This window comes from Serratia sp. AR11, from assembly GCF_056376275.1.
Window position 1 is genome coordinate 4,634,084 of record NZ_CM150739.1, and the last position, 26,260, is coordinate 4,660,343.

Annotated in this window: 25 protein-coding genes, 1 tRNA gene and 1 pseudogene; 8 read left to right on the top strand and 19 right to left on the bottom strand. The window is 49.7% G+C overall.

Annotated elements, in window-relative coordinates; all coding sequences use genetic code 11:
* Positions 1 to 12 precede the first annotated feature (12 nt).
* The 5 genes from ACSOSI_RS21860 to trmB form a co-directional block, all read right to left on the bottom strand.
* Entirely contained in the window at positions 13 to 447 is a 435-nt protein-coding gene (locus tag ACSOSI_RS21860; RefSeq protein WP_476706125.1) for a DUF29 domain-containing protein, read from the bottom strand.
* A 100-nt stretch (positions 448 to 547) separates the two neighbouring features.
* On the bottom strand, positions 548 to 1,264 hold the full coding sequence (locus tag ACSOSI_RS21865) for a YggN family protein (protein WP_012146741.1): 717 nt from the start codon (positions 1,262 to 1,264) through the stop codon (positions 548 to 550).
* Between the two features lie 30 nt (positions 1,265 to 1,294).
* Positions 1,295 to 2,218, bottom strand: coding sequence for a glutaminase B (gene glsB / locus ACSOSI_RS21870; protein WP_012146742.1), 924 nt, complete (start codon positions 2,216 to 2,218; stop codon positions 1,295 to 1,297).
* A gap of 83 nt (positions 2,219 to 2,301) precedes the next feature.
* Positions 2,302 to 2,628 carry a YggL family protein gene (locus ACSOSI_RS21875; RefSeq protein WP_020828611.1) on the bottom strand — a complete coding sequence of 109 codons (327 nt, stop codon included), beginning with the start codon at positions 2,626 to 2,628 and terminating at the stop codon, positions 2,302 to 2,304.
* A complete protein-coding gene (gene trmB, locus ACSOSI_RS21880) occupies positions 2,628 to 3,347 on the bottom strand; it encodes a tRNA (guanosine(46)-N7)-methyltransferase TrmB (RefSeq protein WP_012146744.1) in 720 nt (239 codons plus the stop codon). The genes ACSOSI_RS21875 and trmB overlap by 1 nt, the downstream gene beginning before the upstream one ends.
* 177 nt (positions 3,348 to 3,524) lie before the next feature.
* Between trmB and mutY the strand changes: the two genes are divergently transcribed.
* The 3 genes from mutY to mltC are packed head-to-tail and all read left to right on the top strand — an operon-like array spanning position 3,525 to position 6,026.
* Positions 3,525 to 4,625, top strand: coding sequence for an A/G-specific adenine glycosylase (mutY, locus tag ACSOSI_RS21885; RefSeq protein ID WP_375189088.1), 1,101 nt, complete (start codon positions 3,525 to 3,527; stop codon positions 4,623 to 4,625).
* A complete protein-coding gene (locus tag ACSOSI_RS21890) occupies positions 4,622 to 4,894 on the top strand; it encodes an oxidative damage protection protein (RefSeq protein ID WP_012146746.1) in 273 nt (90 codons plus the stop codon). Before mutY ends, ACSOSI_RS21890 begins: the two co-directional genes overlap by 4 nt.
* A gap of 55 nt (positions 4,895 to 4,949) precedes the next feature.
* Entirely contained in the window at positions 4,950 to 6,026 is a 1,077-nt protein-coding gene (gene mltC, locus ACSOSI_RS21895; RefSeq protein ID WP_112364225.1) for a membrane-bound lytic murein transglycosylase MltC, read from the top strand.
* 47 nt (positions 6,027 to 6,073) lie between these two features.
* Here mltC and ACSOSI_RS21900 read toward each other — a convergent pair whose 3' ends face one another.
* Both ACSOSI_RS21900 and speF read right to left on the bottom strand, forming a co-directional pair.
* On the bottom strand, positions 6,074 to 7,186 hold the full coding sequence (locus tag ACSOSI_RS21900; protein WP_476706126.1) for a GGDEF domain-containing protein: 1,113 nt from the start codon (positions 7,184 to 7,186) through the stop codon (positions 6,074 to 6,076).
* A gap of 104 nt (positions 7,187 to 7,290) precedes the next feature.
* A complete protein-coding gene (gene speF / locus ACSOSI_RS21905) occupies positions 7,291 to 9,453 on the bottom strand; it encodes an ornithine decarboxylase SpeF (protein WP_476706127.1) in 2,163 nt (720 codons plus the stop codon).
* 703 nt (positions 9,454 to 10,156) lie between these two features.
* Here speF and ACSOSI_RS21910 point away from each other — a divergent pair.
* The 4 genes and pseudogenes from ACSOSI_RS21910 to ACSOSI_RS21925 all read left to right on the top strand — a co-directional run bounded on the left by ACSOSI_RS21910 (position 10,157) and on the right by ACSOSI_RS21925 (position 13,187).
* Positions 10,157 to 10,232, top strand: a tRNA-Phe gene (locus tag ACSOSI_RS21910).
* Between the two features lie 178 nt (positions 10,233 to 10,410).
* Positions 10,411 to 10,524, top strand: a pseudogene (locus tag ACSOSI_RS21915) (hypothetical protein); the annotation flags it as partial.
* 614 nt (positions 10,525 to 11,138) lie between these two features.
* Positions 11,139 to 11,972, top strand: coding sequence for a DJ-1/PfpI family protein (locus tag ACSOSI_RS21920; RefSeq protein WP_476706128.1), 834 nt, complete (start codon positions 11,139 to 11,141; stop codon positions 11,970 to 11,972).
* Positions 11,973 to 12,977: 1,005 nt separating this feature from the next.
* Positions 12,978 to 13,187: a hypothetical protein gene (locus ACSOSI_RS21925; protein WP_476706129.1), complete on the top strand. Its 210-nt coding sequence runs from the start codon at positions 12,978 to 12,980 to the stop codon at positions 13,185 to 13,187.
* A 105-nt stretch (positions 13,188 to 13,292) separates the two neighbouring features.
* On the opposite strand, the gene ACSOSI_RS21930 is transcribed toward ACSOSI_RS21925, so the two are convergent.
* A complete protein-coding gene (locus ACSOSI_RS21930) occupies positions 13,293 to 13,739 on the bottom strand; it encodes a hypothetical protein (protein ID WP_476706130.1) in 447 nt (148 codons plus the stop codon).
* A gap of 17 nt (positions 13,740 to 13,756) precedes the next feature.
* Positions 13,757 to 14,548, bottom strand: a complete 792-nt coding sequence (locus tag ACSOSI_RS21935) for a winged helix-turn-helix domain-containing protein (protein ID WP_476706131.1) — start codon at positions 14,546 to 14,548, stop codon at positions 13,757 to 13,759.
* Positions 14,549 to 15,013: 465 nt separating this feature from the next.
* Between ACSOSI_RS21935 and ACSOSI_RS21940 the strand changes: the two genes are divergently transcribed.
* A complete protein-coding gene (locus tag ACSOSI_RS21940) occupies positions 15,014 to 15,418 on the top strand; it encodes a winged helix-turn-helix domain-containing protein (RefSeq protein ID WP_476706132.1) in 405 nt (134 codons plus the stop codon).
* A 170-nt stretch (positions 15,419 to 15,588) separates the two neighbouring features.
* Here the strand turns inward: ACSOSI_RS21940 and ACSOSI_RS21945 are convergent, their stop codons facing one another.
* The 10 genes from ACSOSI_RS21945 to ACSOSI_RS21990 all read right to left on the bottom strand — a co-directional run bounded on the left by ACSOSI_RS21945 (position 15,589) and on the right by ACSOSI_RS21990 (position 26,254).
* A complete protein-coding gene (locus ACSOSI_RS21945; RefSeq protein WP_476706133.1) occupies positions 15,589 to 16,080 on the bottom strand; it encodes a hypothetical protein in 492 nt (163 codons plus the stop codon).
* A gap of 2,021 nt (positions 16,081 to 18,101) precedes the next feature.
* Positions 18,102 to 18,782: an MrpH family fimbial adhesin gene (locus ACSOSI_RS21950; protein WP_476706134.1), complete on the bottom strand. Its 681-nt coding sequence runs from the start codon at positions 18,780 to 18,782 to the stop codon at positions 18,102 to 18,104.
* Positions 18,783 to 19,874: 1,092 nt separating this feature from the next.
* A complete protein-coding gene (locus ACSOSI_RS21955) occupies positions 19,875 to 20,249 on the bottom strand; it encodes an MrpH family fimbial adhesin (protein ID WP_476706135.1) in 375 nt (124 codons plus the stop codon).
* A gap of 1,495 nt (positions 20,250 to 21,744) precedes the next feature.
* Positions 21,745 to 22,629, bottom strand: coding sequence for an MrpH family fimbial adhesin (locus ACSOSI_RS21960; RefSeq protein ID WP_476706136.1), 885 nt, complete (start codon positions 22,627 to 22,629; stop codon positions 21,745 to 21,747).
* Complete coding sequence (locus ACSOSI_RS21965; protein WP_476706137.1) at positions 22,626 to 23,570, bottom strand: reverse transcriptase domain-containing protein; 945 nt, start codon at positions 23,568 to 23,570, stop codon at positions 22,626 to 22,628. The genes ACSOSI_RS21960 and ACSOSI_RS21965 overlap by 4 nt, the downstream gene beginning before the upstream one ends.
* Positions 23,571 to 23,647: 77 nt before the next feature.
* A complete protein-coding gene (locus tag ACSOSI_RS21970; RefSeq protein WP_476706138.1) occupies positions 23,648 to 24,190 on the bottom strand; it encodes a fimbrial protein in 543 nt (180 codons plus the stop codon).
* 9 nt (positions 24,191 to 24,199) lie between these two features.
* Positions 24,200 to 24,697, bottom strand: coding sequence for a fimbrial protein (locus ACSOSI_RS21975; protein ID WP_476706139.1), 498 nt, complete (start codon positions 24,695 to 24,697; stop codon positions 24,200 to 24,202).
* An 11-nt stretch (positions 24,698 to 24,708) separates the two neighbouring features.
* Positions 24,709 to 25,206: a fimbrial protein gene (locus ACSOSI_RS21980; RefSeq protein ID WP_476706140.1), complete on the bottom strand. Its 498-nt coding sequence runs from the start codon at positions 25,204 to 25,206 to the stop codon at positions 24,709 to 24,711.
* 10 nt (positions 25,207 to 25,216) lie between these two features.
* Positions 25,217 to 25,729 (bottom strand): fimbrial protein, encoded by a 513-nt coding sequence (locus tag ACSOSI_RS21985; protein WP_476706141.1) that lies wholly within the window; start codon positions 25,727 to 25,729, stop codon positions 25,217 to 25,219.
* A gap of 9 nt (positions 25,730 to 25,738) precedes the next feature.
* Entirely contained in the window at positions 25,739 to 26,254 is a 516-nt protein-coding gene (locus tag ACSOSI_RS21990; protein WP_476706142.1) for a fimbrial protein, read from the bottom strand.
* Positions 26,255 to 26,260 lie beyond the last annotated feature (6 nt).

The window sequence follows — 26,260 nt, forward strand, 5'->3', positions numbered from 1 at the left end:
CTTTTTTTGGTTTCAATCTGGATAGAACTCGTGGGAAAGCACCTGCTGAATATCCCAAATCCCGTTTTCCGGATAAACGTCCAACCCGGTTTCCGTCGTCGCCAGCGCTATCGCCTTGGACCAAACCACATCCAGCCAGTCTGCATCGCCGAGTTTGCTTTTTAAACTGGGTGACTCTTTCAGGCTATAAAGCACCTCTTTGCGCTGCGCCTTAATGGTTCTTTCCCAGCTGGTGCCACGACGCACCGGCTGATACTTCCATTTCAGCAGGTGTGCTATCAGCACCGTCATTCGGCTTGCAAGTTCCCTTTGCTCGCTCTTCCCCACGTCCTCAATCTCCTCGGCGATCTTTTCAACATCGATCTCAGACAATTTTCCGGAGCGCAAAAGAGCTGCCTGTTCATTTGCCCAGGCGACAACATCAGTTTCGTAGCGAGTATGGCTCATAGCGTTCTCCGTAAACACCCATGAATCTGTACATAGTTTAACCAGTCTGTCAGATAACCATCAGGAGGTCAAAAAACACGCTACCCGCGGTGATTGGGTGTTACTTCAAAGCATTAAGCAGGTCTTTGCGCTGAGTTTCCAGACCGGTAACGCGGTTACACACGTCGTGGCCGAAGTTCTGGAAGTCCTGCTCCTGGTTGTTCCATTCGTTCTGAATCGCTTTTTGCAAGCCACCCAGATTGCCCATGATCGCCTGCAACGGATTGCCGCCGCTGTTGGCCGCCTGCTTGACGCCCATCTCGTTCAGGCTGTCCTGCAACACGCCACCCATGCTCTGCTGCACCAGATTACGGCCATCCTGCTCAACCTGATCAATCGCCTTGTGGTGGAAGGTCAGGCCGTCGCTGCGGTGTTCAATAATGCGGTTCATCTGCTGTTTGAGCTGACCATTGAGCGTAGTCAGGCGGTTGCGCACGTTGCTGTCGCTGCCTAATTCCTTGACGATCACCTTATCCAACGCTACACGCGCTTTTTCCAGATGTTGCTGCGCGCCGTTGTCGATCCACGGCAGTTCCTTACGCAATGCGCTCTGGTAGCTGAAGGCCTTCTGGCGCTGGCTGTCAGTCAGGGTCAACGCCTGCCCGTTGCGGGTCACATCGCCATCCGCTGAAATCTGCAGGTTGCCGCTGGCTCCTGTCACCTGCACGTTCTGCGGGCTGATAATCACGTCGTCCTGGGGTTTAACGCTGCACTGATACTCGGCATGGGCCTGTGAAGCAGTCAACAGCAGTAAGGCTAACCCGGTTTTCTTTAACATATTTTCTCCTGACTCCCTTCCGTGGTGGGATTAAAAAATCGAACGGCTAATCCGTTGAGACAACAGTTCCAGCGCCGCAGTTCCCGCCAGTGAGTTACCGGAGGCATCCAGCTCTGGCGACCAGACGGCGATCGACAGCTCATCGGGGACGATGGCGACAATACCGCCGCCAACACCGGACTTGCCCGGCATGCCCACGCGATAGGCAAATTCCCCCGCGCCGTCGTACATGCCGCTGGTCATCATCAGCGCATTAATCTGGCGCGCCTGCAGTGGGCTGATCACTTCACGCCCGCTCAGGTCACGACCGTGATTGGCCAGGTAGACAAAGCTGCGCGCCAGCTCCAGGCAGCTCATCCGCAACGCACAGTAGTGGAAATAGGTTTGCAGCACGGTGAGCACGTCGTTTTCAAAGTTACCGAACGACTTCATCAGATAGGCGATGGCCGCATTGCGATCGGAGTGTTCAAACTCGGAACGGGCGACCCGCGAATCATAGGCCAGGTCTTCTTCTCCGGCCAGTTGGCGCACCACTTCCAGCATGCGCTGTTTGGGGGCGCTGAGCCGGGTTTGCAGCATGTCGCACACCACCAGCGCACCGGGGTTGATAAACGGATTGCGCGGCTTGCCCTGCTCCATCTCCAACTGCAGCAGCGAGTTGAACGGCAGACCAGAGGGCTCTTTGCCGACCCGCTGCCAGATCTCGTGCTCTTGATAGCGTGTCAGCGCCAGCGTCAGGCTAAGCACCTTGGAGATTGACTGAATAGAGAAGCGCTCGGTGGCGTTACCGGCCTGGAAAATTTCACCGTCGACGGTGCAAACGGCGATCGCCAGACGATCGGACGCCACTTCCGCCAGCGCCGGAATATAGTCCGCCACCTTGCCCTGGCCAATCAGCGGGCGCACCTGTTGCAGGATCTCTTCCAGCAACGCGTTATCCAATGTAGTTACCACCGCGGTCACACTCCGGACAAAATAAAGGTGCCGTTAAGGCACCTTACAATCAATGAATACAGCGCAAAATCAGGCGGGGAAAATCAGTCCCACCAGATATCGAACAGATCGCTAACCTTAACGTCGGTCAGCTTGCGCGCTTCCAGCCATTTTTTGACCAGTTCACGCTGTTCGTCGGTACAGTGACCGATAGTCTGCAGGCAGATCAAACCTTCCCACTGCAGGTAGCCACTGCCGTCAAACGCCATGCCGTTCGGCTCGATCACTTCGTCGATGAAAGCGTCCAGCGTGCTGTCGATATCTTCAACCGCGGTGCCTTCGGCAAAACGCCATGCTACGGAGAAACCCAGCTCCTGAAACTCTTCAATGTGTAACTTTTTACGTAAACGACGACTGCGGTTCTTAGCCATTATTCTTTCCTCTCAAACATCAAATCCCAAACGCCATGTCCCAGACGCTGGCCGCGTAATTCAAATTTTGTCAGTGGTCGTGAATCCGGACGCGGCACGTAATCATTATCGCTGGAAAGATTACGATAGCCTGAGATCCCGTTCATAACCTCTAACATATGTTCTGCGTAAGGCTGCCAGTCGGTGGCCATATGGAAGACGCCGCCGACTTTCAATTTGCGCCGCACCAGTTCAACAAACGGCGTCTGTACGATGCGACGTTTGTTGTGGCGCGCTTTATGCCACGGATCGGGGAAGAACAGCTGCACCATGTCCAGCGAACCATCCGGGATCATATTCTCCAGCACCTCAACCGCATCGTGACACATCACGCGCAGGTTGCTCAGCTCCGCTTCGGTAGCGTCGGCCAGGCAGGCACCCACGCCCGGCGAGTGTACTTCAATCCCCAAGAAATTCTGCTGCGGGTTATGGCCCGCCATGGTCACCAGCGAGGCGCCCATGCCAAAACCGATCTCCAGCACGGTCGGCGCATCGCGCCCAAACAGTGCGGTGATATCGACAGGTTCAGCCTGATACTCCACGCCCATCACCGGCCAATAGTTGTCCAGCGCGTGCTGCTGGCCTTTGGTCAACCGCCCCTGGCGGCGGACAAAACTGCGGATACGGCGCATCGCACGGCCGTTCTCATCAAATTCTGGGGAGATGACGTCATTAATCATAGTGCTTTCTGTCTGTTTGGCTGCCAATTAGGGAAACGCGCATTATGCAAAGATACATTGGTTTAGCAAGTGTTCATCTTGTGTACCTGCCGTGCGACGTCGGAAAGTTCCGGTTTACAGCATCATGACTCTATGCTGCAATCGCGCTTCATTTTCTGCCGGATATCGAATCTGCTTATGATGCAAGCACAACAGTTCGCACAGGTGGTGCTTGACTGGTACCAGCGTTACGGCCGTAAAACCCTGCCGTGGCAGCTTGATAAAACCGCCTATAAAGTATGGCTCTCCGAGGTCATGTTGCAACAAACTCAGGTTGCCACCGTGATCCCTTACTTTGAACGCTTTATGGCACGTTTTCCCAACGTGCGTGCGCTGGCAGAAGCGCCGCTGGACGAAGTGCTGCACCTGTGGACCGGCCTGGGTTACTACGCCCGTGCTCGCAACCTGCACAAGGCCGCGCAGACTATTGTCGCACAGCACGGCGGCGAGTTCCCGACAACCTTTGAAGAAATCCACGCCCTGCCCGGCATTGGCCGCTCAACGGCCGGTGCGGTACTATCATTGGCACTCGGCCAGCATTACCCGATCCTCGACGGCAACGTGAAACGCGTGTTGGCTCGCTGCTATGCAGTCGAAGGCTGGCCGGGCAAAAAAGAGGTCGAAAACCGGCTGTGGCAGATCAGTGAAGACGTCACCCCGGCGCAGGGCGTCGGCCAGTTCAATCAGGCGATGATGGACCTGGGGGCAATGGTTTGCACCCGCTCCAAACCCAAGTGCGAGCTGTGCCCGCTCAACCTCGGCTGCATCGCCTATGCCCATCACAGTTGGGCGAAATACCCCGGCAAAAAGCCCAAGCAGACGCTGCCGGAAAAAACCGCCTACTTTTTATTGCTGCAACACGGCGAACGAGCCTGGCTGGAACAGCGCCCGGCCGTCGGCTTATGGGGCGGCCTGTTCTGCTTCCCGCAGTTCGGCGAACGCGAAGAGATGGAACTCTGGCTGCAACAACGCGGTCTGAACAACAATCGCCAACAGCAGTTGACCGCATTTCGTCATACTTTCAGTCATTTCCATCTCGATATCGTGCCGATATGGTTGGAAATGAACGACGCGGCGGCCAGCATGGATGAGGGCGCCGGTCTCTGGTATAACTTGGCGCAGCCGCCATCGGTCGGGCTGGCAGCGCCGGTTGACCGCCTGTTACAACAGTTGGCAAAACAGTCCCCGCGCCAACAGGGTTTATTTGGCGATAGAGCCATTGATGAGGAATTAGCATGAGCAGAACCATTTTTTGTACCTTCCTGCAGCGCGACGCCGAAGGGCAGGATTTCCAGCTTTATCCAGGGGAAGTCGGCAAACGCATCTATAACGAGATCTCGAAGGAAGCCTGGGCAGAATGGATGAAAAAACAAACCATGCTTATCAACGAGAAAAAACTGAACATGATGAACGTTGATGACCGCAAACTGCTGGAAGGAGAGATGATCAAGTTCCTGTTTGAAGGGCACGACGTGCACATCGAAGGCTATACGCCACCAAGCGAATAACGCTGTTGGGGCCAGGCGCTGGCCCTCTTCAACACATCTCGTATACGGCTTTAAGATGAAGAAAATTTTAGCTCTGCTAGTGATAGCGCCTTTGCTGATTTCCTGTTCCGGCAAAAAAAATACCGAAGTCAACGAAGCCCTGGTCAAAGACACCAACGGCTTTGAGATCCTGATGGGCCAATTCGCCCACAACATCGAGAATATCTGGGGTCTGAACGAAGTTCTGATCGCCGGGCCAAAAGATTACGTTAAATACACTGACCAGTATCAGACTCGTAGCCACATCAACTTTGATTCTGGTGCCATCACCATTGAAACCATCGCCACCACCGATCCTGCCGCCCACCTGCGCCAGGCGATTATCAGCACCTTGCTGATGGGGGACGATCCGGGTTCTATCGATCTGTATTCCGACGTCAACGATATCCAGATCAGTAAAGAGCCGTTCCTGTACGGCCAGGTGCTGGATAACAAAGGCGCACCAATCCGTTGGGAATGGCGTGCGGCGCATTTCGCCGACTATCTGGTGCAGACCAAACTGCAAAAACGCACCTCCGGCCTGCACGTGATTTACTCGGTCACCATTCAACTGGTACCGAACCACCTGGACAAGCGTGCGCATAAATACCTGCCGATGGTCCGCAAGGCGTCCGAGAAGTACGGGGTGGAAGAATCGCTGATCCTGGCGATTATGCAGACCGAATCGAGCTTTAACCCCTATGCGGTGAGCGGTTCGGATGCGTTGGGCCTGATGCAGGTGGTACAACACACCGCCGGTAAAGACGTGTTCCAGATGCGTGGCAAATGGGGTAAACCAAGCCGCAGTTACCTGTTCGATCCGGAGAACAACATCGACACCGGTACCGCCTATCTGGCCATTTTGCAGAACAACTATTTGGGCGGCATCCAGAACCCAACCTCGCGTCGCTACGCGGTAATCACCGCCTATAACGGCGGGGCGGGCAGTGTGCTGAGGGTGTTCTCCAGCGACAGAACCCGCGCGGTGAGCATCATCAACGGCATGCAACCGGGCGACGTCTACCAGACGTTGACTACCAAGCATCCGGCCAGTGAATCGCGCCGCTATCTGGTGAAGGTGAACAACGCGCAGAAGAGCTATCGACGACGTTAATCACCCGGTCAGGGCGGTCTTTCCCGTCGCCCTGACCACCAGCATCCCTAAGCAATACTGTAGCCATTACGGCCAAGCTCCTTGGCGCGGTACAGAGCCTGATCGGCTGCTGCCAGCAGTTGTTCACGGTTCTGTCCCGGCTGCCATTGCGCTACCCCCTGGCTGACCGTCACCCATTGCGCCACCTCAGAAGCCGCATGCGGCATCGCCAGATCGGCAAGCAAACCTTCAATCCTCTTCGCCACCTGCACGGCTTCGCCTGCGTCGGATTTTGGCAGCAGAATAATAAACTCCTCACCGCCGTAGCGGGCCACCAGATCCTGCGAACGCCGGGTGGCACTCTCCAGGCAGGTAGCCAAGCGAGTCAGGCACTCGTCCCCCTGCTGATGGCCATAGTGGTCGTTGTATTTTTTGAAAAAATCGACGTCCAGCAGGATCAGGGAAAACGGCGCCTGCAGGGTTGATTCCCGCAACAGAACCGCATCAAAGTAGTTGTCGAAGTAGCGGCGGTTGGCAATGCCAGTCAGCGGATCGCGGTTGGCCAGCTTGCTCAGGCGTTCAATCAGCTGCTTATTTTCCAGCTCGCGCTCGATCGCCAGTTGGAACCACTGCTCCAGCCGGCTCCGCGCCGAATAAATCAAAAACAGCATCAGCGCATAGGAGATCAGGTTCACCAGCGAAAATGCGCTGTTGATGAAGATATTTTCGGCAATCGCCACCAGCAGCACCGGAATGCTGAACAGGAAAAATAGCCGCGGGGACAGATAAAAAGCGATCAGAGAAGAAAACAGCAGGCCGAGGGTTAACGGGTAAAGCAGATTAATACTGTCGTTGACGATCAGATGGTGAAAAACGCCGCACCAACACAGGGCCAACAACAAAATACAAACCACCCCGCCACGCCAGGCGGCCTGTTCACCTCGGGCGGCCAACTGACGCAACGCAACAAAAGACAGAGCAGACACCAATACCACGCCGCAGATAGCCGGTGCGCCACGTAACAAAGAAATCAGAGAGTGCTCGCCAAATGCTTGGGCACGCTGAAACAGCAGATAAAGCGCCAGCAGCACATTAACCAATAAGAACCAGTTAAAATTACGTAGCGTCGAACGTCGCTTCTCTCTACCGACCCACTCGAGATTACCCTCTTCTTTCATCATCTTATTCCGCTACTGGACACTTTTACCTAAAGGTAGCGCCAGCACTCGGCTTTGTCATCCCGGACCGGGATGATTTAAAAGCGGCCCCTGCGGGCCGCCCAAGACTATTGCTTGATCATATAACCGAAGATACGTTTCCAGCCGTGATCCTTTTTCTCGATATACACGCCCTGCAGCTCCGGCGAGAAGCCCGGCAGCCGGTTGATACCCTCTTCCAGCGCCAGGAAGTAACGCTGCACCGCCCCGCCCCACACTTCCCCCGGCACCACGCACAATACGCCCGGTGGGTACGGCAGCGCGCCCTCCGCCGCAATGCGCCCTTCCGCCTGGCCAATTGGCACCAGTTCAACGTTGTCGCGGATAAACTCCACGTTGGCATCCTGTGGGTTCATCATCACCTGCGGGAAATGACGCTGGCGGAACATTTCTTTCTGCAACTGTTTGACGTCAAAGCTGACGTACAGGTCATGCATTTCCTGGCACAATTGGCGAAGGGTATAGCCGCGATAGCGCTGTTCATTCTTGCGATACACCGTTGGCAGCACCACGCTCAGCGGCGCGTCTTCTTCCACATAGCGTTCGAACTGCACCAGCATATCCACCAACTGGTCCATCTTGGCCGGATTTTCCGCCGGGGTCAGCAGGAACAGGATCGAGTTAAGATCGCATTTCTCCGGCACTATGCCGTTCTCACGCAGGAAGTTGGCCAGAATAGTCGCCGGTACGCCAAACTCGGTGTACTGGCCGGTAGCCGCGTCGATACCCGGCGTCGTCAGCAGCAGCTTGCACGGGTCGACCAGGTACTGATCCTGCGCGTAACCTTCAAAACCGTGCCATTTTTCATCCGGCACAAAATTGAAGAAACGCGCGTCGTTGGCGATCAGATCGGTGTCGTAATCCTGCCAGTTTTTACCCGCCACCTGCGGCGGAATAAACGGCCTGAGCTGCGAGCAGCGTTCCAGCAGTTGCTTGCGCGTCTCGATACCCAGTTTCACACAGTCCAGCCACATGCGGCGACCGGCAGCCCCGGCATGCATCTTGGCGTTAACGTCCAGCGCGGCAAACAGTGGATAGAACGGGCTGGTAGAGGCGTGCAGCATGAAAGCATTGTTAAGGTGCTTGTGGTTGCAGTGGCGCTTCTGGCCCTTGATGTGGTCGTCTTTCTTGTGGATTTGCGAAGTCTGCGAGAAACCGGCCTGTTGTTTATGCACCGACTGGGTAACAAAGATGCCCGGATCCAGCTCATCCAGCTCCAGCAACAGCGGCGAGCACTCTTTCAGCATCGGGATAAAACCTTCGTACCCCACCCAGGCAGAGTCAAACAGAATATAGTCACACAGGTGGCCGATGGTGTCGATCACCTGACGGGCGTTATAGATGGTGCCGTCGTAGGTACCGAGCTGAATAATCGCCAGGCGGAACGGACGTGCCGCATTGGCCTTTTCAGGCGCCACTTCGCGGATTTGCTCGCGCAGGTAACGCTCATCAAAGCAGCGCGAATCAATGCCGCCGATGAAACCAAACGGGTTACGCGCGGTTTCCAGATAGACCGGCGTTGCCCCGGCCTGGATCAGTGCACCGTGGTGGTTGGACTTGTGGTTGTTACGATCGAACAACACCAAATCACCGCGGGTCAGCAAAGCATTGGTCACGACCTTATTGGCGGCAGAGGTACCATTAAGCACGAAATAGGTTTTATCGGCGTTGAATACCCGTGCCGCATGCTTTTGCGCATCCTTGGCCGAGCCTTCGTGGATCAATAAATCGCCCAGCTTAACGTCGGCGTTGCACATGTCGGAACGAAAAAGCGTTTCACCGTAGAACTCAAAAAACTTCCGGCCGGCCGGGTGCTTGCGGAAAAACTCGCCGCCCTGATGGCCAGGGCAGGCAAAGGTTGAGTTTTCCATTTCCACATAGGTTTTCAGCGTCTTGAAAAACGGCGGCAGCAGAGCCTGCTCGTAGGCATCGGCGGCGGCTTCGAGCTGTGCCATATAGAACGCCTTGCTGGCGCCTTCCAGCGCAAAAACACCGCTGATCAACGGCAGGTAGTCCGGGGAGAGATGCTCGTCCCCTGCCACCGCCACAAAGGTCGGTATTTCGAACCCGGTCGCTTTGAGCTGCGCCAGATGACCTGCGTTGACGTCATCAACCGACACCACTAACGCGGCCACGTCGGTGTAGTCCGTTTGCTCGATGCGGACGACCTGGCGCAGTGTTTCAATGGTGGCAACCAAACTGGCGCTGGTGGCTATTTTCAATTCTTTCATTGTGCTAACTCTCAAACGGTTAAGGATGAGGTGGTGCCACGGGGCACGGTGATGGGATAACAAAAATTATCCCGGCAAATTGATGTCCGGCGTTAGCGCATAAAGCGCAAGCGTGGCCGGCTGACTCTCTTAAGATTATCAGGTAACTATCGGGGACTGGTATCGGCAGCGTCCGATAGACATCAGTAAAAGCAGAGCCGCAGCTCTATTTTTAATAATGCCTAACAGCGAGCATCAGATAGCCTTACCGCATGGCAGGCTGGACGTTTTTGACGGATTGCGTTCGGGAAGGGTAACGGTTGAGTAACGGCATCATTTGATGTCTGGTGCGCAGTGACGCTTGAGTAACAAAACCAGTCATGCCTGCAACCCTCTGACTTAAATGAGCGGAACGCCGTTAGGGGACGTAGAGTGCCAAAATTTGCGCAATGATTGCATGTTTTTTTATGAGGTTCAAGTGACAATTATGCTGCTTTGATTACGAAAACTTAACGAGTAACATATTGTTAATTAAACAATTAAAATAAAACAAAGAAAAATCAAAACGGTATAAATAGACGATTTTTTTGCATATCTATTACCAAACAACACCACTGACTCTCACCTGCCCAACCTGCCATTGCATGAAAATAGAGCAACCGATCGGCTTTGTGACAGAAAGCGATTGACGATTTCCGGCCAATAGGGTTAAATGCGCCCCGTTGCCCGGATAGCTCAGTCGGTAGAGCAGGGGATTGAAAATCCCCGTGTCCTTGGTTCGATTCCGAGTCCGGGCACCATATTCATATCAACGGACCTCCACGGAGGTCCGTTTTTGCATTCTAAGCCCGCCAGTGACACAGCAGCAATAAAAAATGGTCCGCGTCACACTGCGAGAAAACCCTCAAGAGCCTTGAATCCCATGTCTTGCCGTTTAGCGGTTCGCGGGATATCACCACGCTGAAAACACCCGCTCTGCTTACGACACAAAGGTTAATGCTGCAGTGGTGGGCAAACTTTCTGGATGAAAATCAGGAAAAAACTATCTCTCCTTTCGATTATGCAAAAATCAATAACCCAATACAGGGATGATGACTAATCAATTTGGTTTAAAGAGTAAGTTGCAGTGGCACTCACAACACAGTGAGAAAATATTTAATCCAGAGCGGGTAACATTATGCATAAGGAGATAATCAAGAAAAATTTATTCGACAACATTTCGTTATTACAAGCGTCAATGAGTGGAAAACACCGTCACTGATATTATCCTGGTTAACGCTCGCGTTAACACACATTAAACTCAGGTTGCGCCTCTCAAAAAATGACATTAACAAAACAGAGTTTTGAGTAAAAAACACAAAAAAAACAACACCAAAAAATAAAAAAGCACACCTGAAATAATTACTTTTCAGCACCAGGTCAATTCTCAAAATTGAAAATCAGATAATTCTCGCCATCAATAAAACAAACTCCACTTGATGGTATTATAGCCATTAATGGATGACGTAAAAAACGAGTGATTATTAAATCTCACATTAAAGAATAAAACATTTAATTGAACATAAGACAACAGATTCTTCTTATATTCCTCAAACCAGAGACATTTAATGATTAGTGTCTGTTAAGTTATATCCATTTTATTTGCAATAGACCATTTTTACTGGCATCGTCTTATTAACAGCTACTATCTTAACCCAGAGGCTAAAATGAAAAGACGCGATTTTATCGTAAAGTCAGTATTGGCAACCGCTACTCTTGCTGCAACTTACAGTGCACAAGGAATATCTTCTACGGCCACAGTCGCCCCCAACTCCGGACGTGAAAAGAAAAAAGATCCTAATGCTAAAACTATTGCCTTCGTACTTTTCCCGGATATGACACCGTTGGATATCGTTGGACCTGTCACTGTGCTGCAAAATCATGATTTCAACATTGAGTACGTATGGCACGATAAAAATCCAATACCTACAGAGATCGGTTCCCTCTCATTGATGCCTACGACTACTTTTTCGGAGTTAAACTCAGTCGATATCCTTTGCGTGACAGGGACGCATAATCCTTTTAATGCTATCGCTGATAAAAAAATGCTGGATTGGATCAATACCGTCGGCAAGCGTGCAGAGTACGTCACTAGCGTATGTACTGGCGGTATCATTATTGCCGCTGCTGGCTTGCTTAATGGCTATAAGGCCTCAACTCACTGGGCCTTTCAAGACACATTGGCCGCATTGGGGGCGCTCCCTTCGGATGAACGCGTCACGATTGACCGAAACAGGGTAACGGGTGGCGGAGTGACGGCCGGCATTGATTTTGGCCTGTATTTACTTTCTTTATTAAAAGGAAAGCCTACCGCTGAGTTAACGCAACTCTTTATCCACTATGATCCCCAACCCCCCTTCAACACTGGCACTCCACAGCTGGCGGGCCCCAAATTAACTGACCAGGCGAAAGCAATTACAGCGATGTATCTGGCCAAAGAAACACCTGACTATAAAGAAACCCTGGCTGCTGCAATTACTCATAAAAGCAATTATCAATAACCGTAGTACTTACAGCAATAGCTTCAACGGTCACCTAAAATATCGGCCCCTACTTTGTGTTTACGGGCTCCGTCCCTCGATACGTGACCGCCAGGAAAAATCGGCACCAAGTCTAAGCCCTGGCCTTATTACCACGGTTTTTTACTTGCTCACCAAGAGATTTCTGAAAATTTGGCATGTTTGTATTTTTAATTTTTTCTGGGTTAAGCTGTTATTTCTACGGTGAATCGCCCTAGCGGAGGGACGAATCAGCAAGTTAAGTCAATGCTTAAAAGACGTGGGCCAAGGATGCTGGCCAAAGGCTCATCGGGAGGCATCCGACACAGTAGTTCAACATCATCAGGTGGGCACATTCTATTTTTATGCACTCGCCCCTATTCTGGGTGATCGAATTGTGCTCCTTGATACACAACGACAGTCGGGAAAGACCGACGATTAATTCAAAGCCCTTCCTAAAATGGTAGGGCTTTTTTGATGAAATAGGACATCTAGAAAAATAAAATAGTAACAAGACCAACTGATCTCATGTGCATATCCTAAAAAAATAAAAAAACCCTGAAACGATAAAATCACTCAGGGTTAAAAGGGTTCACTGCTTATTTATATTGGTTCAATACCAATACTACAAACATTCTAATTTATTACATTGCTTTTTAACAATCATTTTATACTTATCGGTATAAAAAAATATTTTATGTCGCAACATAGGCTGCATTCTCATTTGATTGTCGCAATATCGAGGAATTTTGGTCCGGCCCCCTATCCTTGGTGTACAGCGACAGATGGGTTATACGCGAGGTACAATGTATATTGAAAGCTTTGATAGAATGGCAACACGTGTTTGCCAGGTATATTTTTGCGTCTGGAGATTCACAGCATCATCTAAAAAAATTTAAAAATAAAATAAATAACTCACACAAATTCCCATTGACCTGGGTAGCATGGGTTAATAAAATGATTAATGTGCTCACGAAGAGCCAAAACATCTAACCAAGGAGCGAAAAAGTGAATATACACGATCACGAGTATGTTAATTTTTCTGAAGGCCACGAACTTAACTACCATTTACGCGATGTTAACAAGCAACAAAGTGAAGTTAACCGTAACATGTTGAGAGTGATGGGTGAGGAATTAAAAGAAGAGCTGACAGTTTATTTTGTTACGCATGCCCAGTTTCGCAATTACATCAATCCGCAACTGTACCGTCTGAGCTAATAAATGTTAATGTGGTTATGGCGATCTGATGATCGCCATATTTTACATACGGTGAAAACCATAATACTTGATGTGAACATCTTTTATTACCTACCGAATACGAAATTAGTCCTGCTTGCAAATCATCGGTTGTTCAAAAGGCAAATAAATAATATGTTCAAAATCATCTATTCTTTTTATTTTTATCTTTATTTCATCATACTTGAATATCTTAACCATTTTGTAAACATCAGCATTGCGTTTATCCAAAATCAAAGAATAGTACTGCCCACTCTTTTTATAGGTAAAATGAACCGTCGTATCTATCACTTTTGTCGGCGAGTTTGGACAAGAATAGTTTCCTAAAACGATATAATAACCACTACCTTTATTATTCATAGAGAGGAATAAATCAAAATTGCTGTTGCCATTACATATATCGGCCGCGATTCTGGTATGCATTTTTGCCTGGCATTCAAAACCGGTATTATTTAACTCATTTTCCCAGCGTAGATACACAATTAAAATAAACACTATCATCAGTGAAGAGTATATAAAAAATTTCGCTTTCATTTTATTTCCCCGTCGTACTATAAATGATAATTTTCACAAGGGATTTTATTTCTGTATGGACAATAGATAAGCGAACTACTGACATATTCTTGCCCTAATGAATCCAGCATATTCTCGCTAAAATAATAAACATTGGATTGGGCTTTGCAATTTAATTTTTTTTGGGTCGCGGCCGCCTTAAAATCATTAATCACACCTTTCTTAATCACACCACCCGTTTTATCATCGAGAAGATAGAATTTGCAATTATCAACACTAAAAACCTCAGTTCTAATTAATGAAAGTCTTATTGAATCATAAAAATCTGGCGAGAATAAAATCACAACAGCCAATATAAAAATCGCAACAGCTCTCACTTTTGGAAACAGAGGTGAAATGTGTTTTTTTACCGGGGGAACAGCTGCGCTGACATCATCAGCACTGAAGGTTTCAGACGGTATTTTTTCAACAGAATATTGCGTATCTTTGTGGCTTTCCTCTTTGATAACCTGCACGACGTCGGCATCAAATATAAACCCATATTTAGGCAGTGTGGTGATCAACTCTGAAAGACCACAATGTTCCAGTGCCTTTCTCAGCATAGAGACATAATTATTTAAGTTATTGCTCGACGCACTTAGCCCTCTCTTCTCCCAGAGTTCAGTTAAAATATCATCCCTGCGCAATGACACATGATTATTATTAATAAACAATAACAAAAGCTCATTGGCCACCCTGCTCAGGGTGAGCATATCCACACTGTTATCAGGGCAATACAGTGTCCCATCTGAGGAATTGTACTTTACAACACCGTTAACTATAAACTCCATAATGCACCTGGTATCAAAATATATTTTATTATATCTACTTTTCCCCTCCTCGCAAGGTGACGCAATACCGATAGAAAATGCAGTTACCTCCCCTCTACGACTAAAAATCAAACTGAATTTTAAAAGAAAGTCGCTATCAACCACGGTTTTTGAGCCCTTTCTGGCCTTAAGTCCATAGAGCTCAACTTACAATGATAAGAACATAAATCTATTAATACCAAAAAAAAAGGATAAAAATCTATTCACATGGTCAATTTAATTATATAAAGCCAACCACGCTCCTCGGTGTTAGGATTATTCTCAACACACCACCTGAGGATGAACGCAATCAGATAAAAAAACGACAAAGCGGCAAAGCAAAGACAGCTGCGGTGGTAGATCGCTCTACCATAGCGCCACACAAAAAATAAAAATCCATATTTGGGAATACCTTCCCAGGGTCACCTTTTACGCCAGAAAAAAATTATGAACTGTCATTTTACCCATAAAATATTTTTTGAAAACGACGCCATTTCTTTAGTAAATAACAGACTATTGCTCAAGGCTAACGGTAGAAAAGTCGTATTGAGTAAAAATCAGATGAAATTATTCATTTGCTTGATAAATGAAGTGAATGATAAAAACCATATCATGGAGAATATTTGGCCTGGGACAAAGGCAAAATCCAAAGAGAATAATTATACTCAATTATTGTTCCAAACCAAGGCTGTGTTGACGAGAGGGGGATTTCCTGAGGATACCGTCATCACCATGCCGAAATATGGCGTATGTTTAAACATGAACCTATTGAGACCTCTGCCTAAAGATGCTCCTCAAAGGGAGGAGTTGTTTAGCGATCAAGGGATGTTTAACTACGATATACGCACCTGAAAACGACAAAAATATAATTAATTTAACCATTTGTGAAAACAATCGCTAGTTTACTTTACTCCAGGCCAGGGGGCTATCTGCAAAATAACCCTGGCCTGGTTTCATCAACCATTCTTCGCACACCTTAAAAGACCAATAAAAAAATATATTACTCTCTAAATGTGCAGTCATTAAGAACGATTGATAGGAGCGCAATGACTCCCGGGCACCGGAAGCCAGTTTTGGTAACCGCCGCCCTCATCAGTGCCCCAGTACAAACCAATAAGCGTACAGATACCGTTGGTAGATAAGCGTTCCACCGGTTCAGGGTATTTAAAGGCGGTTTCAGTGCCATGCTGGTAGCGCCATACTGAATATGCCTCCTCCCAACTTGTGCCACGAACAATACTGACAAAACCGTAGCGGGGGTAAAATTTGCCGCTATTCACTGTACCCACAGCCAATGCACAATCCAACACCGCCGTACAACTAACATGGGCGGCTGCGTCGTTTTGCTCTCGCCAGAGAACATGGCCGGAAACATAGTTCCATTTCTTCCCCTCCCAATTGCCGGCAGGTTCGCCGGTGTCAGTGGCCGTAACAGCTACCTCAGCGAAAACTTCCCCCATGAACACCCCAGTCAGTGCGAGAATTTCAATCAGGATAAATATCTGTTTCTTCATTCCATCGCCACTCGTCAGTAAGCCCTTTCCCGGCACCCGTACACTATAAGCGCAGTTATTTACCGGAAGCAACCCACGCTGATTTTGCCCATCTTTCACTATAAATTAGCTAAAAAACCACCAGGTATTCACCACAAACCTCCACCGATTTCTTTAAGATAATTCAAAAAATAGAAACCAACCCGAATTATTCTCATCTACCAAAAACCCCATAGAATAATTCAATAAATGTAATGTTAATATCCATCCCCGTCCCCGGGCATGTATTTGATACCCTCAATCATAGCTTAACTTAACTACTCCTATCGTACGGAAAACCCCCTCTGTTACTTTCCCGCTAGCGCTTAGCATGGCGTTCATGTCGATAGACAAGGGCGTAAATCTGCTTGCGTTAAAGATATACCCACGCGCCCCCGGCCAACCACCCACACGTAGTTTGACAGCCAGCCCGTTAGACAGCGTGTTGGTATCGGTCGCATCTCCAAACACAAACTTGGCTGTTACTTTAGTGTCATCAGTGCACATGACGGTCAAGATCGTCCCCGAGGGCGCAGCGGGGATGTCATTTGCGCTAAGGGATCCAAAGTCTATGTTCGCGGGTTGAGTTGCTACACAGGTGCCATGTTCAGGTTCCGGCGGGCCAGGGGGAGAAGTTGAAAAGAAATTCACAGCCATCGGCCCAGATGGTTTGGGATACACTTCTATGAGAAGCGGGTATTGGGTCGCACTCGCAAAGTTTTGGTGGAGGACGAACTTGGTTTCACGGATAGCGTTGTCATACTCCGCAGAGACTTCCCCGCACAGCTTAGGAGGTTCAAGTGACCAAAACTCATTAGTACTGCCCACGTATTGAATTCCTTCTATGATAGCGTACACAAACACGCCTGAGGTAGGTCTGTGGTAGCCGTACGAACATCCAGCGCCGGCGATACCCTCCGGGACAGTGATGGACACACTCGTCGAGGTAATCCTTTCATAGGACCATGCTATTACCGCGGTCGGCATATAAGACATCAAAGCAGATATAAAAATTACACATACACTACGCATGGCAAAAATCTCAGTTAACATTCAGTGATGAAAAGACCCAGCACGCAGCATCCTTTCCGCCCATATTTTCCATCGCGCCTCATATGCCTGTACCCGCGCCTGGGTTGCCGCTGCCGACAAACCACGTCTGCGGGCCTGCTCGTAAAGCCGCAGGCGTCGGGCGTGATGGTTCGATAATGCGCGCGGCTCTATTACGGGTGCCGCGTCGCTAAACTTTGCCCCAGCGAGTAAAAGGCCTGTTTTAATTACCCTTTTGACAGGTTAATTACTGGCATAAGCCGCAGTCACTAAGGACATGGCCTGTTAATAGACCCGAAAAGCTGGTTTTATCCATAAAAAATTAAAACCATCCCAGCTCACTGAGTATTTTCACTGCAAGCAGGCTGAATAAATTAAGATTAAAATTATGGCTATTACCGCAATCTCATTGACTGATGCGGCTCTTACCCGGGGGTTGTCTGGTTTAATTATCACCAATGAAAATCAATTTTCAAACATCAAATCAATCAAAGGTAAAAAATAACCATATAACACTTTTAAAATATTAAGCACTGGCTATTTGCGATCGATGCGGTCGCAATAAAATTACATTGCGATACATTATTCTGAATATGGTAAATTAATAAAATAATAGATCGCAAAATTGATAAAATGCGTATAATTGACCGCATGAGCTAGTCAGATAGCCCAGCGCCATAACCCACCCTGGGCACCTGTTGTGGCGCTGGAAAAACTAACGAGCAGAAAGGTCAGATGTGTATTGCGTTTTTATAAAAAGAAATGGGGTAACACGGCGTAATCCAACGCGGGGAATATCGGGAAAGGTATCGATATGCAGGTTGTAGACTGAAGTTAAGACGAAAAAAAATAATTAAGAAATGGAAGTCAGTGCGCTCTTTAAAAATTAGCATTGAAGAACATAAAAATAGCCGCGACGGCGGCTATTGATAATGAGCTATAAGGAAAATACGTCAGAGAATATCTACGCGTGCCACCGCCGTGTAGGCAAACTTCCCAGGTTGCACATTACCCGAAGTTCCCACCAGCTCGGCAGACAGGATAAAAGCCCTGTCCGGGACTCCTTCCCCTACCGTCTGGAAACTCCCAAGTGCACCTGCAGTCCCGTCTACCGCCAGATTGCTTATCAGCCCATTGTCCATCAGATATTTATCACTCCCCTCGCGGGTCATAAACCTGACGCGCACAGAGGCCTTTTTGTCGCAGGTGACCAGCACTGTCCCTGTCGCCTTTTTCCCGTTGATTTCCTTAGTGTCGATAGACCCAAAATCCAGGTCGCTGTATTTTTGCGCGGTGCACGTAACAGGAGTAGGAATAGGCGGGCTTGGTGGCTGTCTGTACGTCCAATTGCAATCAACGGGATGGCAAGCAACCCGAATGACGATCACATCGTATTTAGTGCAACAACCCCCATTAGTCCACGTGGAAAACCACACGTCCCAGATAGGGAGCGAGTTCACATAAGTTGTTGCAGAATCGCAATCGCGCACTTTTATGTCATAAGGGATGACAGAAAACGAGGACGTTTGACCTGGATCAATCTCGCCACTACCGACATGAATGCCCGGGGCGGGGTTGTTGTAGGTGAATACGCAATCTGCTCGGTCTACCCCACCTGAAATCTTAACAGCCACAACCCTGTCTTGTCGTATCTCCGTTTCATAAGTAAGTGCAGACGACGGATGAACCCACATACCAAAACAATATAATAATATAATCGACACCCGATGATAAAAGGATCCCATATCTTTTCCTATGACGAGGTATAATTCAGGTAGTTAGGGTCCAGCAGAGAATCTGCAACAGCCCTTCCGCCCATATTTTCCATCGCGCCTCATAGGCCTGCACCCGCGCCTGGGTTGCCGCTGCCGACAATCCACGTCTGCGGGCCTGCTCGTAAAGCCGCAGGCGTCGGGCGTGATGGTTCGATAATGCGCGCGGCTCTATTACGGGTGCCGCGTCGCTAAACTTTGCCCCAGCGAGTAAAAGGCCTGTTTTAATTACCCTTTTGACAGGTTAATTACTGGCATAAGCCGCAGTCACTAAGGACATGGCCTGTTAATAGACCCGAAAAGCTGGTTTTATCCATAAAAAATTAAAACCCTCCCAGCTCACGGAGTATTTTCACTGTAAGCAGGCTGAATAAATTAAGATTAAAACTACGGCTATTACCGCAATCTCATTGACTGAAACGGCTCTTACCCGGGGGTTGTCTGGTTTAATTATCACCAATGAAAATCAATTTTCAAACATCAAATCAATCAAAGGTAAAAAATAACCATATAACACTTTTAAAATATTAAGCACTGGCTATTTGCGATCGATGCGGTCGCAATAAAATTACATTGCGATACATTATTCTGAATATGCTAGATTAATAAAATAATAGATCGCAAAATTGATAAAATGCGTATAATTGACCGCATGAGCTAGTCAGATAGCCCAGCGCCATAACCCACCCTGGGCACCTGTTGTGGCGCTGAAAAAACTAACGAGCAGAAAGGTCAGATGTGTATTGCGCTTTTATAAAAAGAAATGGGGTAACACGGCGTAATCCAACGCAAGGAATAGCGGGAAAGGTATCGATATGCAGGTTGTAGACTGAAGTTAAGACGAAAAAAAATAATTAAAAAATGGAAGTCAGTGCGCTCTTTAAAAATTAGCGTTGAAGAACATAAAAATAGCCGCGACGGCGGCTATTGATAATGAGCTATAAGGAAAATACGTCAGAGAATATCTACGCGTGCCACCGCCGTGTAGGCAAACTTCCCAGGCTGCACATTACCCGAGGTTCCCACCAGCTCGGCAGACAGGATAAAAGCCCTGTCCGGAACGCCTTCACCTACGGTCTGGAAACTCCCTAGTGCACCTGCAGTCCCGTCTACCGTCAGATTACCTATCAACCCATTGTCCATCAGATAATTATCATTCCCCTCGCGGGTCATAAACCTGACGCGAACAGAGGCCTTTTTGTCGCAGGTGACCAGCACTGTCCCTGCCGCCTTTTTCCCGTTGATTTCCTTAGCGTCGATAGTGCCAAAATCGATATCGCTATATTTTGTAGCGGAGCAAGCGGCCGGCGGGGGGGGGCCAGACGACACTGTGGCGCGCCAGAAATGACGGATGACAACCCCTCCCCCCTGATCCCCACCAGACGTGGACATGCACAGGGTGGCACCCATGTTAGCTAAGGTATACCACCCGGCACAGCCAACGGTGCTTCCCGCAACGTCATTTATAGTATAAGTTGAACCGGGCACACCAACACGCCACCCATCCCAAAACGCCTTCCCAGCCGCACTGGAGGGTGGGACGCCATGGCTAGTCCACATTCCGCTGTTCGGGATCCACGATACCTTGGTGAAAGCACTGCACTTATGTATGTTATGGCTCGGGTCGGTCATACTACCCCTGATAATACAGAACGATACAAGGTTGGGTCCATAAGGGTAACCTCGCTCGTCGACCGGTTGCATGTACCCTACACTCGGGTCTCCGTTGATGGTAAGTTGTGTCGCAGTCTCAGGAGGACCATTAAGTTGGATGTCCACTCCACCCGCGAATGGCACATATATCGCCATAATCGCGCATAAGGATATTGCATTTCTCATGTCAGTTTTTTTCCACAGATGATCCAGGCCAGATGGTCAGTGGTATCACTAGCCACACGCAGAAGCCCTTCCGCCCATATTTTCCATCGCGCCTCATAGGCCTGCACCCGCGCCTGGGTTGCCACTGCCGACAAACCACGTCTGCGGGCCTGCTCGTAAAGCCGCAGGCGTCGGGCGTGATGGTTCGATAATGCGCGCGGCGCTATGGTGAGTGCCGCGTCGCTAAACTTTGCCCCAGCGAGTAAAAGGCCTGTTTTAATTACCCTTTTGACAGGTTAATTACTGGCATAAGCCGCAGTCACTAAGGACATGGCCTGTTAATAGACCCGAAAAGCTGGTTTTATCCATAAAAAATTAAAACCCTCCCAGCTCACGGAGTATTTTCACTGTAAGCAGGCTGAATAAATTAAGATTAAAACTACGGCTATTACCGCAATCTCATTGACTGAAACGGCTCTTACCTGGGGGTTGTCTGGTTTAATTATCACCAATGAAAATCAATTTTCAAACATCAAATCAATCAAAGGTAAAAAATAACCATATAACACTTTTAAAATATTAAGCACTGGCTATTTGCGATCGATGCGGTCGCAATAAAATTACATTGCGATACATTATTCTGAATATGCTAAATTAATAAAATAATAGATCGCAAAATTGATAAAATGCGTATAATTGACCGCATGAGCTAGTCAGATAGCCCAGCGCCATAACCCACCCTGGGCACCTGTTGTGGCGCTGGAAAAACTAACGAGCAGAAAGGTCAGGTGTGTATTGCGCTTTTATAAAAAGAAATGGGGTAACACGGCGTAATCCAACGCAAGGAATAGCGGGAAAGGTATCGATATGCAGGTTGTAGACTGAAGTTAAGACGAAAAAAAATAATTAAGAAATGGAAGTCAGTGCGCTCTTTAAAAATTAGCGTTGAAGAACATAAAAATAGCCGCGACGGCGGCTATTGATAATGATCTATAAGGAATATACGTCAGAGAATATCTACGCGCGCCACCGCCGTGTAGGCAAACTTCCCAGGCTGCACATTACCCGAGGTTCCCACCAGCTCGGCAGACAGGATAAAAGCCCTGTCCGGGACTCCTTCACCTACGGTCTGGAAACTCCCTAGTGCACCTGCAGTCCCGTCTACCGTCAGATTACCTATCAACCCATTGTCCATCAGATAATTATCATTCCCCTCGCGGGTCATAAACCTGACGCGAACAGAGGCCTTTTTGTCGCAGGTGACCAGCACTGTCCCTGCCGCCTTTTTCCCATTGATTTCCTTAGCGTCTATAGTGCCAAAATCGATATCGCTATATTTTGTAGCGGAGCAAGCGGCCGGCGGGGGGGGGCCAGACGACACTGTGGCGCGCCAGAAATGACGGATGACAAGCCCTCCCCCCTGGGCCCCACCAGACGTGGACATGCACAGGGTGGCACCCATGTTAGCTAGGGTGTACCACCCAGCACAGCCAGTGTCGCTTAGACCAGCGTCATTTATAGTATAAGTCGAGCCGGGCACCCCCATACGCCACCCATCCCAAAAATCCCTCCCAGCGGCGTTCGAGGGGGGGACGTTGTGGTTAGTCCATGGCCCGGTGTTCGGGATCCACGACGCTTTGGAGAAGGAGCTGCACTTATGGATGTTACCGTTCGGTTCCGATATATGACCCCGGATAACGCAGAACGATACAAGGGAGGGAGGGTACCGGTGGCCATTTTCATCGTAGGATTGCATGTACCCGCCGCTGGGGTCTCCGGTGATCGTCATTTGAGTTGCGGTCTCAATTGGTCCGTTAAGCTGGATCTCCACCCCCACTACAGAGGGGGCGTACATCGCCACGATGGTGCATAGGTATAACGCATTTCTCATATCAGATTTTTTCCACAGATGATCCTGGCCATATGGTCAGGCGAATAACTCCCCATACGCAGAAGCCCTTCCGCCCATATTTTCCATCGCGCCTCATAGGCCTGCACCCGCGCCTGGGTTGCCACTGCCGACAAACCACGTCTGCGGGCCTGCTCGTAAAGCCGCAGGCGTCGGGCGTGATGGTTCGATAATGCGCGCGGCGCTATTACGGGTGCCGCGTCGCTAAACTCTAGTCCCAGCCAGTCGAATCCCTGTTCAATTCTCCCCAGCTGCGTTTTATCCGGGTGCGTTTCAAAACCACCCAGGTTAAAAAACTGATGCAGTTGCTTCACCGCGCGGCGCAACGGCCAACGGGTGCGGCTCAACAACAAAAAATCATCCATATAGCGGCTATAAAAAAGCGCTTCCTGCGCACTAAAATGCGCATCCACGTGGTAAAGCAGACTGGCGCCGAATAACGGGCTCAGCGGGCAACTACGACAAATCCCCTGCTTTGGCGTGTGAAATGCGCCACCGTCTTCAACGCTGTAATACAAATATTGCCGCAATAAATCTCGCAGCACCGGATCAGCCACATACTGCCTGATCTGCTTCAGCAGTTGCTCTTTGCGTATATGGCGGTAATAGCCGCGGATATCGGTGCGGTAAACAAAATTAAACTCACCTCTCGCCAACGCACGAGCGGCTTGCCTGACCGACTCCCTCCCCCCGCCGTGGCCTTTTAAGTGCGCGCAGCGGGGGTGGCCAGGTAATAACCCCTCTATCCGCAACGCAACCCATTTCAGCACCAGCGCGTCCTGCGCACTCCATTGCGCCAGCCGTTCTTCACCCTTCCCTCTCCGGCCCACCAACTGCATTGCCGAAAGACGATAATCACCACGTTCCACTTGCTGCTGTAAACGGGCCGCCTGCTCACCCCAGTGAAACCGTAGGTGCCACACACCGGCCCCCGCCGGCGCATGTGAACGCGCACGGCATAGCCACAGGTAAGCGGCTTGCCAGTGCTCGTGATTTGGCGTCAGGGATACGCCAGGCTGAAGGTCGCCACCGCGCTGAAATTACCATACCGAATGCGCTGATTATTGAGGGCATCCGGCTCACCCTGCACATAAGCCTGCAGCGTCACCACGTTATCGCCGGGCGTCAGTGGGTAAACCTCGCTGGTCTCGTTGAACGACAACATTTTTCCTTCCACCGTCTCCATACCAATAGCGATACCGCCGGCCTGGCTGCTGCCGTCCAGCGCCAACAACCCGGGCAAAGCAACATTGGGCGTGCCTCTGAAGGTCAGGGTGACGCCGCTGCCGGGTTGTACATCACAGCCCGTCAGGTGCAGTTGAAAGGGTTTGCCGTGCGTGCGTTGGTTCAGATAGAGGTATTTCTCCAGCACCGAGCCAAAATCCAGCGAGATGTTCTCATCTCCTGGCAACAGCGCACAGGGCTCGGCCACCAGGGCACCGAACAAACGCATATTTTCCGCACGGGCCGGAAGGATACTCAATAGCCCCATCGCCAGACTCAACATCGCCGGCAATACTCGCCATTTATTTTGCGCTCGCATTGAATTTCCTTATTGATAGTCAGCCAGCAAGGTCGCTAACACTTCGAACGCGCCTATTTCCAGATTCCAGCCGGACTCCTTGACCGGCACCGCCTGCATCACCGGCGGATTGGCAGCGTCGATCAACACCCGCTGATTCAGGTTAAACGGCTGGCCATTGAGCGTCATTCGAATACCTAGTTTCGAAACATTAGTCCATAACACGTCTGTACCAATCGGACTTCCCAAGGCGATTAACGTCAGTCCCAGGCCCGAGCCACTGCTACCGGGCTCACACTGCAAACGGTAATCCACCGTTTGCATATAGTTCACGCCATCAACCTTATTTACCCCGATACGCTCACCAAAGTTGACGTCGATCCGCTCACCACCGTTGATGACGCACGGCGGCAGCTCAATTAACTCCCCGCGAAAGCGCATGTTCTCTTCAGCCAATACGGAAAAATTCCCCAACGTCCCGAGCAGTAAATAAAAAAAAGTGGCTCTGCCAACCTGTTTAGCAATCACCCTTTCACCCCTCATTGATATTCAATCAGCATCGTAGCGCCAGCGGTAAAACTCCCTGCTTGCAACTGACTGCCCTCCGACTTCACTGGCGTTGCAGCCAATCTCGGCGTTGTACCGAACACAACTTTTGACCAAGTATTAATTGCCAACGGGCCATTATCAGTCCTCAAGGCAATCCCCAACTCGCTACGTTCAACGGTCGCCAGCACCTTTCCATCGAATGACGCGCCGGTCCCTTGTATTTGCATCTGCACAGAGTTAACGCCGGCATCGCGACAATCCAGGGTATATTCGATGTCCTTCCTGTAATTTATGCCGTCGATCCGGGTGGTCACCAGATCATCGCCAAAATTCACCTCAATCATCTGGCTGCCATTAATGATGCAGGGAGGCGGAGCGATCAGGGTTCCCTGAAAATGCATGTTATCTTCCGCTTGCACGGCCCCGCCGCCCAACAATACCGCCAGAGCGCAGGCAGAGACTGCCCGCAAAACTTGTGTATGCTGCATCTTCTGCCCCTTATTGATACTCAAATAACATGGTTGCGCCGGCGGAAAAACGTCCCGGGCGCAGCTCACTGTTCGGTGCTTTTACCGGTACCGCCGTTAGAGCCGGCTTTGTCGACGAACTCTCCAGGTTTAACCAGTTGTTTACCGGCAGGACCATGATATTGGCGAGTTTTATCGCGACCCCAAGTTCAGGCCGTTCTACCGATGCAAGCACATCGCCATCGAAAGAGGCTGCGGGCCCCTTTATCTGCATCCGAATCGCATTATTGCCCGCTTCGCGGCAGTCCAGGGTATAGTTGATGGTCTTGCTGTAATTCACGCCGTCAATCCGAGTGATCAGCAGATCATCGCCAAAGTTAACCTCAATAACCTGACCATTGTTGATAACGCACGGCGGGCCCTCTATCACCTTACCGGTAAAATTCACTATATCTTTGGCCTGCGTTAGCCCACTTGACAACAGCAATAGCAAGGCGCAATACCTGGCCCGGCAACTACGCCGACCAACCTGAGTCTCATTCATTGCCGCCCCTTATTGATAATCAATTTCGATAACAACCGCGGCGCCAATATTCCCACCGACAATAGCGACTCCCGGCACTTTCACCGGCACTGCGGAAAATATCGGCAGAGTCGGGTACTCAAACTTCAACCAGGTGCTTGGCGCAAATGCCGCCCCCCCGCTCATCATTTGTATTCCCATCCCTGGGTTCCCAGAAACAGATAAGGCATTTGGCAACTGCGGATGCACCGTTCCGTTAAACTTCAGACGTACAGAATTGGAACTCCCGCCCCGGCAATTCAAATTTAAGTCGAATGTTTTTTTGTAATTCACGCCGTCAATTTGGGAATTGACCACTTCGCCAAAATCCACCTGAACATCGTTGCCGTTATTTATCTGGCAGGATGCAGAAGCCACTACGGTGCCGCTAATTAGCACGTTGATGTCCGGCAGCGTCGTAGCCGCACGCCCAACGTGGCCTACCGTTAACAAAGGCAGAAGCAATAGCAGCAATTTACCGCCTTTTTTCGCATCAGGCTGTGTCATTGTCCG